Source organism: Streptomyces sp. NPDC101227 (assembly GCF_044767545.1).
In the GTDB taxonomy this organism is placed as follows: Bacteria; Actinomycetota; Actinomycetes; order Streptomycetales; family Streptomycetaceae; genus Streptomyces.
Genome location: NZ_JBIWOD010000003.1, coordinates 67,105 through 80,265, shown reverse-complemented (window position 1 = coordinate 80,265; position 13,161 = coordinate 67,105). Strand labels below are relative to the sequence as shown.

10 protein-coding genes are annotated in these 13,161 nt (G+C 71.3%); 6 read left to right on the top strand and 4 right to left on the bottom strand.

What is annotated here, in order from left to right; translation table 11 throughout:
- Positions 1-193: 193 nt before the first annotated feature.
- The 3 genes from ACIRPT_RS07265 to ACIRPT_RS07255 form a co-directional block, all read right to left on the bottom strand.
- Entirely contained in the window at positions 194-1,084 is an 891-nt protein-coding gene (locus ACIRPT_RS07265) for an acyl-CoA thioesterase (RefSeq protein WP_403823605.1), read from the bottom strand.
- 20 nt (positions 1,085-1,104) lie between these two features.
- Positions 1,105-2,262 (bottom strand): acyl-CoA dehydrogenase family protein, encoded by a 1,158-nt coding sequence (locus ACIRPT_RS07260; RefSeq protein ID WP_403823602.1) that lies wholly within the window; start codon positions 2,260-2,262, stop codon positions 1,105-1,107.
- 111 nt (positions 2,263-2,373) lie between these two features.
- Positions 2,374-3,000 carry a TetR/AcrR family transcriptional regulator gene (locus ACIRPT_RS07255; RefSeq protein ID WP_403823599.1) on the bottom strand — a complete coding sequence of 209 codons (627 nt, stop codon included), beginning with the start codon at positions 2,998-3,000 and terminating at the stop codon, positions 2,374-2,376.
- A gap of 103 nt (positions 3,001-3,103) precedes the next feature.
- Here ACIRPT_RS07255 and ACIRPT_RS07250 point away from each other — a divergent pair, with 103 nt between their 5' ends.
- Genes ACIRPT_RS07250 through ACIRPT_RS07235 form a run of 4 tightly spaced genes read left to right on the top strand, consistent with a single transcriptional unit; the run spans position 3,104 to position 8,838 of the window.
- Positions 3,104-4,735 (top strand): carboxyl transferase domain-containing protein, encoded by a 1,632-nt coding sequence (locus ACIRPT_RS07250; protein WP_403823596.1) that lies wholly within the window; start codon positions 3,104-3,106, stop codon positions 4,733-4,735.
- A gap of 5 nt (positions 4,736-4,740) precedes the next feature.
- Positions 4,741-6,714, top strand: coding sequence for an acetyl/propionyl/methylcrotonyl-CoA carboxylase subunit alpha (locus ACIRPT_RS07245; RefSeq protein ID WP_403823594.1), 1,974 nt, complete (start codon positions 4,741-4,743; stop codon positions 6,712-6,714).
- Positions 6,711-7,679: a hydroxymethylglutaryl-CoA lyase gene (locus ACIRPT_RS07240; RefSeq protein ID WP_403823591.1), complete on the top strand. Its 969-nt coding sequence runs from the start codon at positions 6,711-6,713 to the stop codon at positions 7,677-7,679. The genes ACIRPT_RS07245 and ACIRPT_RS07240 overlap by 4 nt, the downstream gene beginning before the upstream one ends.
- A 4-nt stretch (positions 7,680-7,683) precedes the next feature.
- The gene (locus ACIRPT_RS07235; RefSeq protein WP_403823589.1) at positions 7,684-8,838 is read left to right on the top strand and encodes an acyl-CoA dehydrogenase family protein; all 1,155 of its coding nucleotides are present in this window, start codon (positions 7,684-7,686) and stop codon (positions 8,836-8,838) included.
- Positions 8,839-8,884: 46 nt separating this feature from the next.
- On the opposite strand, the gene ACIRPT_RS07230 is transcribed toward ACIRPT_RS07235, so the two are convergent.
- On the bottom strand, positions 8,885-10,480 hold the full coding sequence (locus tag ACIRPT_RS07230; RefSeq protein ID WP_403823586.1) for a beta-N-acetylhexosaminidase: 1,596 nt from the start codon (positions 10,478-10,480) through the stop codon (positions 8,885-8,887).
- Between the two features lie 217 nt (positions 10,481-10,697).
- On the opposite strand from ACIRPT_RS07230, the gene ACIRPT_RS07225 reads away from it, so the two are divergent.
- A complete protein-coding gene (locus ACIRPT_RS07225; protein ID WP_403506168.1) occupies positions 10,698-10,973 on the top strand; it encodes a hypothetical protein in 276 nt (91 codons plus the stop codon).
- 123 nt (positions 10,974-11,096) lie between these two features.
- Complete coding sequence (gene glmS, locus ACIRPT_RS07220; protein WP_403823583.1) at positions 11,097-12,923, top strand: glutamine--fructose-6-phosphate transaminase (isomerizing); 1,827 nt, start codon at positions 11,097-11,099, stop codon at positions 12,921-12,923.
- Positions 12,924-13,161 lie beyond the last annotated feature (238 nt).

Genomic DNA, 13,161 nt, shown 5'->3' with positions numbered 1-13,161 from the left:
AACGAGGACCGACGAGGCCCAACAGGGACCACCGATGGGGGTCGGCGGGGACCGACGAGGACCGACAGGGACCCACGGAGATCGACGGAGATCGACAGAGACCCACAGACATCGACGGGGACCCACAGGAACCACCGGTGTGCCCGACAACGACCGCCGCAAGTCGGACGGACCCCGGCACACCGCACAGGACCTAGCCGCGCGGCACCCGGATGACGCCCTCCTGGATCACCGAGACCGCCAGCTGACCGTCCGACGTGAAGATGCGGCCCTTGCCCAGGCCCCGGCCGCCCTGGGCGGTGGGGGACTCCTGGTCGTACAGCAGCCATTCGTCGGCGCGCAGCGGCCGGTGGAACCACATCGCGTGGTCCAGGCTCGCGCCGACGACATCGCCGACCGCCCAGCCGCCCCGGCCGTGCGCCAGCAGGATCGAGTCCAGCAGGGTCATGTCGGAGACGTAGGTGACCAGGCAGATGTCCAGCAGCGGACGGGGGATCGCGCCGTCGTCGTCGAGCTTGCCCTGGGTGCGGAACCAGACCTGGGAGCGCGGTTCGCGGGGCTCGCCGACGGTGCCGAACGGCGGCTCGTCCACGTACCGCAGATCGATCGCGGCCCGGGACTCCAGCAGCCGCTCGGTCACGCCCGGCTCGACGAACCGGTCGGCGTGGCGCGGCAGCATCTCGGCCGCCGTGGGCAGGGTCAGCGGGTCGGGCGCCGGCGGCATCGGCTCCTGGTGTTCCAGGCCCTCCTCGGGGACCTGGAAGGAGGCGGAGAGGTGGAATATCGGCTGGCCGTGCTGGACGGCGACGACGCGGCGGGTGGTGAAGGACCGGCCGTCGCGGATCCGGTCGACGGTGTAGACGATGGGTGCGCCGGGGTCACCGGGGCGCAGGAAGTACGCGTGCAGGGAGTGCGGCGGGCGATCGGCGGGGACCGTGCGGCCGGCCGCGACCAGGGCCTGGGCGGCGACCTGGCCGCCGAAGACCCGGGGCACGACCGAGGCGCGGCTCTGGCCGCGGAAGATGTCCTGCTCGATCCGCTCCAGGGAGAGCAGATCGAGCAGGGACAGCAGGGCGTCGTTCACGTGCGTGGGTGCCCTACGGCCTAGAGGCCCATGGACTTGGCGATGATGGACTTCATGACCTCGCTGGTGCCGCCGTAGATGCGGTTGACGCGGTTGTCGGCGTACAGGCGGGCGATGGGGTACTCGTTCATGTAGCCGTAGCCGCCGTGCAGCTGGAGGCAGCGGTCGATGACGCGGTGTGCGACCTCGGTGCAGAACAGCTTGGCGGAGGCGGCCTCGGCCGGGGTCAGCTCGCCGGCGTCCAGGGCCTCGAGCGCGCGGTCGGCGACGGCCTCGGCGGCGTCCACCTCGGCCTGGCAGGCGGCCAGTTCGAACTTGGTGTTCTGGAAGGCGGCGACCGGCTTGCCGAAGACGGTGCGCTCCTGCACGTACTCCTTGGCGAAGCGGACGGCGGCCTTGGCCTGCGCGTAGGCGCCGAAGGCGATGCCCCAGCGCTCGGAGGCGAGGTTGTGGCCCAGGTAGGCGAAGCCCTTGTTCTCCTCGCCGAGCAGGTCCTCGGCCGGGACCTTGACGTCGACGAAGGCCAGCTCGGCGGTGTCGGAGACCTTCAGGCCGAGCTTGTCCAGCTTGCGGCCGATGGAGTAGCCCTCGGCGGTGGTGTCCACGGCGAAGAGCGAGATGCCGAAGCGGCGGTCGTCCTCGCGGGGGGCGGCGGTGCGGGCGCAGACGATGACGCGGTCGGCGTGCACGCCGCCGGTGATGAAGGTCTTGGCGCCGTTGAGGACGTAGTGCGTGCCGTCGTCCGAGAGCTTCGCGGTGGTCTTCATGCCCGCGACGTCGGAGCCGGTGCCCGGCTCGGTCATGGCGAGCGCCCACATCTCCTCGCCGCTGACGAACTTCGGCAGGTAGCGCTTCTTCTGCTCGTCGGTGGCGAGCATCTGGATGTAGGGCAGGCCGAGCAGCACATGCACGCCGGAGCCGCCGAAGGTGACGCCCGCGCGGGCGGTCTCCTCGTACATCACGGCCTCGAACTTGTGCGAGTCGATGCCGGCGCCGCCGAACTCCTCGGCGACGCGGATGCCGAAGACGCCCAGTTCGGCGAGCTTGTAGTAGAAGTCGCGGGGGGCCTGGCCGGCGGCGAACCAGTCGTCGTAGACGGGGACGACCTCGCCCTCGATGAAGGCGCGTATGGTCTCGCGAAACGCCTCGTGATCCTCGTTGAACACCGTACGGCGCATTGCTACGTCGCCTCCTTGACCGCCGCCACTGGCTAAGCGCTTGCTCAGCTTCTGTACCCGGCGAAAGCTACCGGCCGGTCACCGGAGCTGTCCAGAGGTGTTCGATGAGACCTACGACGCTGTCACGGGCTCGGCCGGCTCCACCGCCGCCACCGCGCCGAAGGCGCCCAGCGCCAGCCGGTGCAGCAGCTCCGCCATCTCCGTACGGCCCGGGAGCGCGCCGGGGCGGCCGAGGTGCGGGGTGGAGTTGAGCAGGCCGAAGACGGCGTGCACCGCGGCGCGGGCCTGTGACTCGGAGGGGCCGGGGTGGACCTGGCGGACGACCGCCACCCACAGTTCGACGTACTGCCGCTGGAGCTGGCGCACCCGCTTGCGGTCGGCCTCGCGCAGCCGGTCCAGCTCGCGGTCGTGCACGGTGATCAGCGGCCGGTCGTCGAGCGCGAAGTCGATATGGCCGTCGATCAGCGCATCGAGCACCGCCTCGGGGCTCTCGCCGCCCTCCGCGACCCGCATCCGGCCGCCCTCGAGCAGCCGCTCGCTGATCCCGACCAGCAGCTCGGCCAGCATGGCGTCCTTGCCGGCGAAGTGGCGGTAGAGGCCGGGGCCGGAGATGCCCACGGCGGCCCCTATCTCGTCCACCCCGACGCCGTGGAACCCGCGCTCCGCGAAGAGCCGGGCCGCCTCCTTGAGGATCTGCTCGCGGCGGCTGGTGGGGGCGGGCGCATGCGCATTACTCATGCGGCCAATTGTAGACAGCCGGGTTAGTGCTCGTTAACCTGGGAGAAATGAAGTTAACGGTCACTAACCACGGTCATCACCGTGGGCAAGGGGGCTCGTAAAGATGGAGCAGGCACCGGTGCTGGGGGGTGTCGCGAACCCGGCGTCCGACTCCTGGCGGGCCAACGAGGCCGCGCACCGCGAACTGACCGCCCGGCTGCGCGAGAAGCTCGCGGCGGCGCGGCTGGGCGGCGGCGAGAAGGCCAGGGCGCGGCACACCGCGCGCGGCAAGCTGCTGCCCCGCGACCGGGTCGACGCCCTGCTGGATCCCGGCTCGCCGTTCCTGGAGCTGGCGCCGCTGGCCGCCGACGGGATGTACGGCGGGGCCGCACCGGCCGCCGGGGTGATCGCCGGCATCGGCCGGGTCTCCGGCCGCGAGACGGTGATCGTCGCCAATGACGCCACGGTCAAGGGCGGCACGTACTACCCGATGACGGTCAAGAAGCATCTGCGGGCCCAGGAGATCGCCCTGGAAAACCGCCTCCCGTGTCTGTACCTCGTCGACTCCGGCGGCGCCTTCCTGCCGATGCAGGACGAGGTCTTCCCCGACCGGGAGCACTTCGGGCGGATCTTCTACAACCAGGCGCGGATGTCGGGAGCGGGCATCCCGCAGATCGCCGCCGTCCTCGGATCGTGCACGGCGGGCGGCGCCTACGTCCCGGCGATGAGCGACGAGGCCGTGATCGTCCGGAATCAGGGCACGATCTTCCTGGGCGGGCCGCCGCTGGTGAAGGCCGCGACCGGCGAGGTCGTCACCGCCGAGGAGCTGGGCGGCGGCGAGGTGCACTCGCGGACCTCCGGCGTCACCGACCATCTCGCCGAGGACGACGCCCATGCGCTGCGCATCGTGCGCACCATCGTCTCCACCCTCGGCGAGCGCGCCCCGCTGCCCTGGCAGGTGCGGACCGTCGAGGAGCCCAAGCTCGATCCGGCCGACCTCTACGGCGTGGTGCCCGCGGATTCCCGTACGCCCTATGACGTACGGGAGGTGATCGCCCGGATCGTCGACGGCTCCCGCTTCGCGGAGTTCAAGGCCGAGTACGGCACGACGCTGGTCACCGGCTTCGCGCACGTCCACGGCCACCCGGTCGGCATCGTCGCCAACAACGGCATCCTCTTCTCCGAATCCGCCCAGAAGGGCGCCCACTTCATCGAGCTGTGCGACCAGCGCGGCATTCCGCTGCTGTTCCTCCAGAACATCTCCGGCTTCATGGTGGGGCGTTCGTACGAGGCGGGCGGGATCGCCAAGCACGGCGCGAAGATGGTGACGGCGGTGGCCTGCACGCGGGTCCCCAAGCTCACCGTCGTCATCGGCGGCTCCTACGGCGCGGGCAACTACTCGATGTGCGGCCGGGCGTACTCCCCCCGCTTCCTGTGGATGTGGCCCAACGCCAAGATCTCGGTGATGGGCGGCGAACAGGCCGCATCCGTCCTCGCCACCGTCAAGCGCGACCAGCTGGAGGCGCACGGCGAGGAGTGGAGCGCCGAGGACGAGGACGCCTTCAAGGCGCCGATCCGCGAGCAGTACGAGACCCAGGGCAACGCCTATTACGCCACCGCGCGGCTGTGGGACGACGGCGTCATCGACCCCATGGAGACCCGCCAGGTGCTGGGGCTCGCCCTGACCGCCTGCGCCAACGCACCGCTGCCCGCCAGGGACAGCGCGGCGCCCGGCTACGGCGTCTTCCGGATGTGAAAGGGATGGCCAAGAGAATGTTCGACACGGTTCTGGTCGCCAACCGCGGCGAGATCGCCGTCCGCGTCATCCGCACGCTGCGCGCCCTCGGCATCCGCTCGGTCGCCGTCTACAGCGATGCCGACGCCGGTGCCCGGCACGTCCGCGAGGCCGATACGGCGGTACGGATCGGCCCCGCGCCGGCCGCCGAGAGCTATCTGTCCGTCGACCGCCTCCTGGAGGCCGCCGCGCGGACCGGCGCGCAGGCCGTCCACCCCGGCTACGGCTTCCTCGCCGAGAACGCCCGCTTCGCCCGCGCCTGCACGGACGCCGGGCTGGTCTTCATCGGCCCCTCCGCCGAGGCCATCGACCTGATGGGCGACAAGATCCGGGCCAAGGAGACGGTACGGGCGGCCGGCGTGCCGGTCGTGCCCGGGTCCTCCGGCAGCGGACTGGACGATGCCCAACTGGCCGCCGCGGCGCGCGAGATCGGCATGCCGGTGCTGCTCAAGCCGTCCGCGGGCGGCGGCGGCAAGGGCATGCGGCTGGTGCGCGACGAGGCGCTGATCGGCGACGAGATCGCCGCCGCCCGGCGCGAGGCCCGCGGCTCCTTCGGCGATGACACGCTGCTGGTCGAGCGCTGGATCGACCGCCCCCGGCACATCGAGATCCAGGTGCTGGCGGACGGCCACGGCAACGTCGTCCACCTCGGCGAGCGCGAATGCTCCCTCCAGCGGCGCCACCAGAAGGTCATCGAGGAGGCCCCGTCGGTCCTGCTGGACGAGGCGACCCGCGCGGCGATGGGCGAGGCGGCCGTCCAGGCGGCCCGCTCCTGCGGCTACCGCGGCGCGGGCACGGTCGAATTCATCGTGCCCGGCAAGGACCCCGCCTCGTACTTCTTCATGGAGATGAACACCCGCCTCCAGGTCGAGCACCCGGTGACCGAACTCATCACCGGCTACGACCTGGTGGAATGGCAGCTGCGGATCGCGGCCGGCGAGCGGCTCGCCTTCGTTCAGGACGACATCGCCCTGACCGGGCACGCCGTCGAGGCCCGCATCTGCGCCGAAGACCCCTCCCGCGACTTCCTGCCGACCGGCGGCACGGTCCTGGCGCTGCGCGAACCGCAGGGCAACGGAGTCCGCACCGACTCCGGGCTCTCCCAGGGCGCGGAGGTCGGCAGCCGGTACGACCCGATGCTCTCCAAGGTCATCGCCTACGGGCCGGACCGCCCGACGGCGCTGCGCACGCTGCGCGCCGCGCTGGCGGGGACCGTCACCCTGGGCGTGACGACCAACGCCGGTTTTCTGCGCCGGCTGCTCGCCCACCCCGATGTGGTCACCGGCGAGCTGGACACCGGGCTGGTGGAGCGGGAGGCGGCCGCCCTGGTGGACGGCGCGGTGCCCGACGAGGTGTACGCGGCGGCCGCGGCGGTGCGCCAGGCGGCCCTGGAGCCGCAGCTGCCGGCGGGCGGCTGGCGCGACCCGTTCGGCGTGCCGAGCGGCTTCCGGCTGGGCGGCGAGGCCGCCCCGGTCACCCACTGGCTGCGGGTGCCGGGCCATGACCCGGTCCCGTACGACGTCCGGCCCGGGGCGCCCGCCGACGTCACACCGGACCTCGTACGGATCACCGTCGACGGGGTCCTGCACACCTTCCACCGCAGCGGCGACTGGCTCGGCCGGGACGGCGACTCCTGGCATGTCCAGGACTACGACCCGGTGGCGGCGACGCTGAGCGGGGCGGCCCGGGGACACGGCGTGGACACCCTCGCCGCCCCGATGCCCGGCACCGTCACCGTCGTCAAGGTGGCCGTCGGCGACGAGGTCACCGCGGGCCAGGGCCTGCTGGTGGTGGAGGCGATGAAGATGGAACACGTCATCGCCGCGCCGCACGCCGGGACCGTCACCGAACTCGACGTCACTGCGGGCACGACGGTCGCCATGGACCAGATCCTGGCCGTCGTCGCCCCGCACGAGCCCGCCGAGGAGCCCGCGTCATGACCACAGTCGGCACCCCCGCCCCCGGCCTTCCCGCCGGCCTGCCGATGGAGGTGCGGTCGGAGGGAATGCCCACCCGTGTGCGGATCCACGAGGTCGGCGCCCGCGACGGCCTGCAGAACGAGAAGGCGGTCGTCCCCACCGAGATCAAGGCGGAATTCATCCACCGGCTCGCCGACGCGGGCCTGCCGCTGGTCGAGGCCACCAGCTTCGTCCACCCCAAGTGGGTCCCCCAACTCGCCGACGCCGAGAACCTGTTCCCGCTCCTGGGCGATCTCGACCCGCACCGCCTCCCGGTCCTGGTGCCCAACGAGCGCGGCCTGGACCGGGCGCTCGCCCTGGGCGCCCGCCGGATCGCGGTGTTCGGCAGCGCCACCGAATCGTTCGCCAAGGCCAACCTCAACCGCACCGTCGACGAGGCGCTGGCGATGTTCGCACCGGTCGTCGCGCGCGCCCGGGACGCCAAGGTGCACGTGCGCGGCTACCTCTCGATGTGCTTCGGCGACCCTTGGGAGGGCCCGGTGCCGGTCGCGCAGACCGTACGGGTCTGCCGCGCCCTGCTCGACATGGGCTGCGACGAACTGAGCCTGGGCGACACCATCGGCGTCGCCACCCCGGGCCATGTCCAGCACCTGCTCGCCGCGCTGAACGAAGCGGGCGTGCCCACCTCCCGTCTGGGCGTCCACTTCCACGACACCTACGGGCAGGCGCTCGCCAACACCCTCGCCGCGCTCCAGCACGGCGTCACCACCGTCGACGCCTCGGCGGGCGGCCTCGGCGGCTGCCCGTACGCCAAGAGCGCCACCGGCAACCTCGCCACCGAAGACCTCGTGTGGATGCTGCACGGCCTCGGCATCGAGACCGGCGTCGACCTCGGCCGGCTGACCGCCACCAGCGTCTGGCTGGCCGAAGTCCTGGGCCGTCCCAGCCCCTCCCGCACCGTCCGCGCCCTCTCCCACAAGGAGTGACCCCATGACCCTGGATCACCGTCTGACCGCCGAGCTGGAAGAACTCCGGCGCACGGTCGAGGCGTTCGCGCACGACGTCGTCGCCCCCAAGATCGGCGACTACTACGAGCGGCACGAGTTCCCCTACGAAATCGTCCGCCAGATGGGCGAGATGGGCCTGTTCGGCCTGCCCTTCCCCGAGGAGTACGGCGGGATGGGCGGCGACTACCTCGCGCTCGGCATCGCCCTGGAGGAGCTGGCCCGGGTCGACTCCTCGGTGGCCATCACCCTGGAGGCGGGCGTCTCGCTCGGCGCCATGCCCCTCTACCTCTTCGGCACGGAGGAGCAGAAGCGCGAGTGGCTGCCCCGGCTGTGCAGCGGCGAGATGCTCGGCGCCTTCGGCCTGACCGAGCCGGACGGCGGCTCGGACGCGGGCGCGACGCGCACGACCGCGGTGCGGGACGGCGACTCGTGGGTGATCAACGGCAGCAAGTGCTTCATCACCAACTCCGGTACGGACATCACCGGCCTGGTGACGGTCACGGCCGTGACCGGCCGTAAGCCCGACGGCAGCCCGCAGATCTCCTCGATCATCGTGCCCTCCGGCACCCCCGGCTTCACCGTCGGTGCCCCGTACTCCAAGGTCGGCTGGAACGCCTCCGACACCCGCGAGCTGTCCTTCGCCGACGTCCGCGTGCCCGCCGCCAACCTGCTCGGCGAGGAGGGCCGCGGCTACGCCCAGTTCCTGCGCATCCTCGACGAGGGCCGCATCGCCATCGCGGCGCTGGCCACCGGCCTGGCGCAGGGCTGTGTGGACGAGTCGGTCGGCTACGCCAAGGAGCGCCGGGCCTTCGGCCGCCCGATCGGCGCCAACCAGGCCATCCAGTTCAAGCTCGCCGACATGGAGATGCGCGCCCACACCTCCCGGCTGGCGTGGCGCGACGCCGCCTCCCGCCTCGTCCACGGCGAACCCTTCAAGAAGGAGGCGGCGCTCGCCAAGCTGTACTCCTCCGAGATCGCGGTGGACAACGCCCGCGAGGCCACCCAGATCCACGGCGGCTACGGCTTCATGAACGAGTACCCGGTCGCCCGGATGTGGCGGGACGCGAAGATCCTGGAGATCGGCGAGGGCACGAGCGAGGTCCAGCGGATGCTGATCGCCCGGGAGCTGGGGTTCTGACAACAGCGGGTCCGGTCGGGCGTCCGAGGACGCCCGACCGCTGCGCTCACTTCGCCGGCCAGGGCACTTCCGGCGAGCGGTAGTAGTTGATCCCCAGCGCGTCCCATCGGGGCCCCTGGGCGGCCAGCCGCTCGCGGTACGAGGGCCAGTCGTGCGTGTTCGCGGGGGACCAGCCGAGCTCGGCGATGCCCGGCAGCCTCGGGAACGCCATGTACTCGATGTGCGCGGAGGTGGAGAGCGTCTCGGACCACAGGGGCGCCTCGACGCCCAGGACCGAGTCCTCGGGTGCGCCGTTCAGGTACGTCCCCGGGTCCCACTCGTACGACCGCTGCACGCTCACATAGCCGGCCCAGTGCAGGCCCAGCGGCGTGTTCTTGTCGTACTTCATGTCGAGGTAGGCGCGGTCGGCGGGCGAGAGGATGAGCCCGGTGCCGTTCTGGGCGGCGTCGGCGACCTGCTGGCGCTCGGCCGCGCCGGTGGCGTCGTAGCCCCAGTACTGGGCGACGGCGCCCTTGGCGGGGTGGGCGCCGGTCAGCTGGTGCCAGCCGATCGCGGTCTTGCCGTACTTGGCGACCACCGGCTGCACCTTGTCCATGAAGGTCACGTAGTCCTCATGGCTGGTGGAGTGCGCCTCGTCGCCGCCGATGTGGAGATAGCGGCCGGGGGTGAGCGCCGCGATCTCCCGGATGACGTCGTCGATGAAGTCGTACGTCACCTTCTTGGGCACACACAGCGAGCTGAAGCCGACGTTGGTGCCGGTGTAGAGCGGCGGCGCCTGGCCGTTGCAGTTGAGTTCGGCGTACGAGGCCAGCGCGGCGTTGGTGTGGCCGGGCATGTCGATCTCGGGGACCACGGTCAGGTAGCGGCTCGCGGCGTACCGGACGATCTCGCGGTAGTCGTCCTTGGTGTAGTAGCCGCCCTTGCCGCCGCCGACCTGGGTGGAGCCGCCGTACGTGGCCAGCTTCGGCCATGAGGCGATGGCGATCCGCCAGCCCTGGTCGTCCGAGAGGTGCAGATGCAGCTTATTGATCTTGTACATCGCCAGCTGGTCGATGTAGCGCTTGACCTGGTCGACGGTGAAGAAGTGCCGGGAGACGTCGAGCATCGCGCCGCGGTAGGGGTAGCGCGGGGAGTCGGCGATGGTGCCGCCCGGAATCCGCCACGGGCCCGGCTGCTGCCCGGCACGCTTCTCCAGGGCCCCGGGAAGCAGCTGGCGCAGCGTCTGGACGCCGTGGAAGAGGCCGGCGGGCCGTCCGGCGCTGATGGTCACCGCGCGGCCGCTGGAGGTGAGCCGGTAGCCCTCCGCGCCCAGCGACTTGGTCCCGGTGCCGCCGAGCCGCAGCACGAGGCCGTCCCGGCCGTCCTCGGTGGTGACCGGCAGGCCGTATCCGGTGGCCGGGCGCAGCATGCCCGCCAGGTAGCCGGCGATGCGCCTGGCCTCGTCCGATCCGCCGGGGACGCGGATCCGGGTGCCCGCGCCGAGCGTGTAGGAGTCCCCGCCGGGCCGTACGGAGGCGGGTGCGGGAATGATCCCGTCGAGCGGGGCCGGAGCGGCGGCGGCCGGCTGGGACGGCGCGGCGGCGGTGCCCAGGCCCGCCGCCGCGACCAGCAGCAGCGAAAAGAGGAGTCTGCGTCGTCTCATCGACGGTCCCTTCGCGAACATCGTGCACGGCAGGTGTGATCGTCGTGGTGTGCCTGGCATGTCCTGCATGGCATGGAGCGACCGAACGGTGACCATGCGTACCGTGAGCCTCGTACGCGGTCAAGGTTTAGACCAGTTTCCGGGCGCCATCTCAGGGACTTGCCCGATACCGGGCAGATTTCTTGCGAATCCCGGCGCCGCCACGCAGTATCAACGGGTGCTCGATCGTCGCCCGTCCCACGAGGACCTCGTCGACCACCTGGTGCGCAGCACGCCGCTACAGCGCGGCGAGGCAGCCCGGGTGGTCCTGGACGTGCTCGCGTACTTCGACGAGACGACCGAGGGGTTCGTCCGCCGCAGACACCGAGAGCTGCAGTCCCAGGGGCTGCGGAACGAAGCGATCTTCGAGCGGATCTCGGACGAGCTGCCACACCGCGCCGTGACCCCACCGCCGCTCTCGATACGCCAGCTGCGTCGCCTCGTCTACGGCTGAGCCGCCCGGTACGACACCGGGCACGCCCGGAGCGGATCACTCCGGAACGGATCGCACCGGAACAGATCAAGAACACAAGAACTCAAGTACGTCCGTCACCACGATTGACTCGGAGGTCGCTGTATGTGCGGGATCGTCGGATATATCGGCAAGCGCGATGTTGCTCCGCTGCTCCTTGAGGGCCTGCAGCGGCTGGAGTACCGCGGCTACGACTCGGCGGGCATCGCCATTCACGCGGGCGGCGCCGGCAAGACCGCGGGCCTGAAGACCGCCAAGGCCAAGGGCCGGGTGCGGGAGCTGGAGTCCCGGCTGCCCAAGCGGTTCGCGGGCACCACCGGCATCGCCCACACCCGCTGGGCCACCCACGGCGCGCCCACCGATGAGAACGCCCACCCGCACCGGGACGCCGAGGGCAAGGTCGCCGTCGTCCACAACGGCATCATCGACAACGCCGCCGATCTGCGCGCCCGGCTGACCGCCGACGGCGTCGACTTCGCCTCCGAGACCGACACCGAGGTCCTCGCCCACCTCATCGGCCGCTCCCAGGCCGAGACGCTGGAGGAGAAGGTCCGCGAGGCGCTGCGGCACGTCGAGGGCACGTACGGCATCGCCGTGCTGCACGCCGACTTCGCCGACCGGATCGTGGTCGCCCGCAACGGCTCCCCCGTCGTCCTCGGCATCGGCGAGCACGAGATGTTCGTCTCCTCCGACGTCGCGGCCCTGGTCTCGCACACCCGCCAGGTCGTCACCCTGGACGACGGCGAGATGGCCACCCTGAAGGCCGACGACTACCGCACGTACACCACCGAGGGCTCCCGTACGACGGCGACGCCGGAGACCGTCGAGTACGCGGCCGAGTCGTACGACATGGGTGGCCACGACACGTACATGCACAAGGAGATCTCCGAGCAGGCGGAGGCGGTGGACCGGGCGCTGCGCGGCCGGATCGACGACCGTTTCTCGACCGTCCACCTGGGCGGCCTGAACCTGGACGCCCGCGAGGCGCGCGGGGTGCGCCGGGTCAAGATCCTCGGCTGCGGCACCTCGTACCACGCCGGTCAGATCGGCGCCCAGATGATCGAGGAGCTGGCCCGTATCCCCTCGGACGCCGAGCCGGCCTCCGAGTTCCGCTACCGCAACCCGGTCGTGGACCCCGACACCCTGTACGTCGCGGTCTCCCAGTCCGGTGAGACCTACGACGTGCTGGCGGCCGTCCAGGAGCTCAAGCGCAAGGGTGCGCGGGTGCTGGGCCTGGTGAACGTGGTCGGTTCGGCGATCGCCCGGGAGACCGACGGCGGCATCTACGTGCACGCGGGCCCCGAGGTCTGCGTGGTCTCCACCAAGTGCTTCACCAACATGGTGGTCTCCTTCGCGCTGCTCGCCCTGCACCTGGGCCGCATCCGCGACCTGTCCGTCGCGGACGGCAAGCGGATCATCGAGGGCCTGCGCAAGCTGCCCGGCCAGATCGACGAGATCCTCAAGACCGAGGACGACGTCAAGAAGCTGGCGGCGCAGTACGCGGACGCCAAGTCGATGATGTTCATCGGCCGGGTGCGCGGCTACCCGGTGGCGCGCGAGGCCTCCCTGAAGCTCAAGGAGGTCTCCTACATCCACGCCGAGGCCTACCCGGCCTCCGAGCTCAAGCACGGCCCGCTGGCGCTCATCGAGCCCGCGATGCCGACGGTCGCGATCGTCCCGGACGACGACCTGCTGGAGAAGAACCGCGCCGCGCTGGAGGAGATCAAGGCCCGTCACGGCCGCATCCTGGCCGTCGCGCACCAGGAGCAGGAGAAGGCCGACCACACCATCGTCGTGCCCAAGAACGAGCCCGAGCTGGACCCGATCCTGATGGGCATCCCGCTCCAGCTCCTCGCCTACCACACGGCACTGGCCCTGGGCCGCGACATCGACAAGCCCCGCAACCTCGCCAAGTCCGTCACCGTGGAGTAATCCAGCCGACGGAACCCCCCAAAAGGCCGCCAACCGGCACCCGATGACCACCGAAGCGACAATTGAGCACCCCCCACGGCGCTCAGCCACCTCCGCGATAGCGGCGCCGGCTTAGGCGCAAGAAGGGGACGGCCGTTTCGCGCGTGCCACCCTAAGCCCGGAAACGCCCCGCCCCCGGGGCCGCGGCGCCCCAAACCCCGCCGGGTGCCCCCCCCCCCGCGGACCGCACCAACCCGGG

Bases quoted from the DNA above. Each gene is read 5' to 3' on its own strand.
- ACIRPT_RS07260 (WP_403823602.1), bottom strand. From the start codon at position 2,262: ATGCGCCGTACGGTGTTCAACGAGGATCACGAGGCGTTTCGCGAGACC.
- ACIRPT_RS07255 (WP_403823599.1), bottom strand. From the start codon at position 3,000: ATGAGTAATGCGCATGCGCCCGCCCCCACCAGCCGCCGCGAGCAGATC.
- ACIRPT_RS07250 (WP_403823596.1), top strand. From the start codon at position 3,104: ATGGAGCAGGCACCGGTGCTGGGGGGTGTCGCGAACCCGGCGTCCGAC.
- ACIRPT_RS07245 (WP_403823594.1), top strand. From the start codon at position 4,741: ATGGCCAAGAGAATGTTCGACACGGTTCTGGTCGCCAACCGCGGCGAG.
- ACIRPT_RS07240 (WP_403823591.1), top strand. From the start codon at position 6,711: ATGACCACAGTCGGCACCCCCGCCCCCGGCCTTCCCGCCGGCCTGCCG.
- ACIRPT_RS07235 (WP_403823589.1), top strand. From the start codon at position 7,684: ATGACCCTGGATCACCGTCTGACCGCCGAGCTGGAAGAACTCCGGCGC.
- ACIRPT_RS07230 (WP_403823586.1), bottom strand. From the start codon at position 10,480: ATGAGACGACGCAGACTCCTCTTTTCGCTGCTGCTGGTCGCGGCGGCG.
- glmS (WP_403823583.1), top strand. From the start codon at position 11,097: ATGTGCGGGATCGTCGGATATATCGGCAAGCGCGATGTTGCTCCGCTG.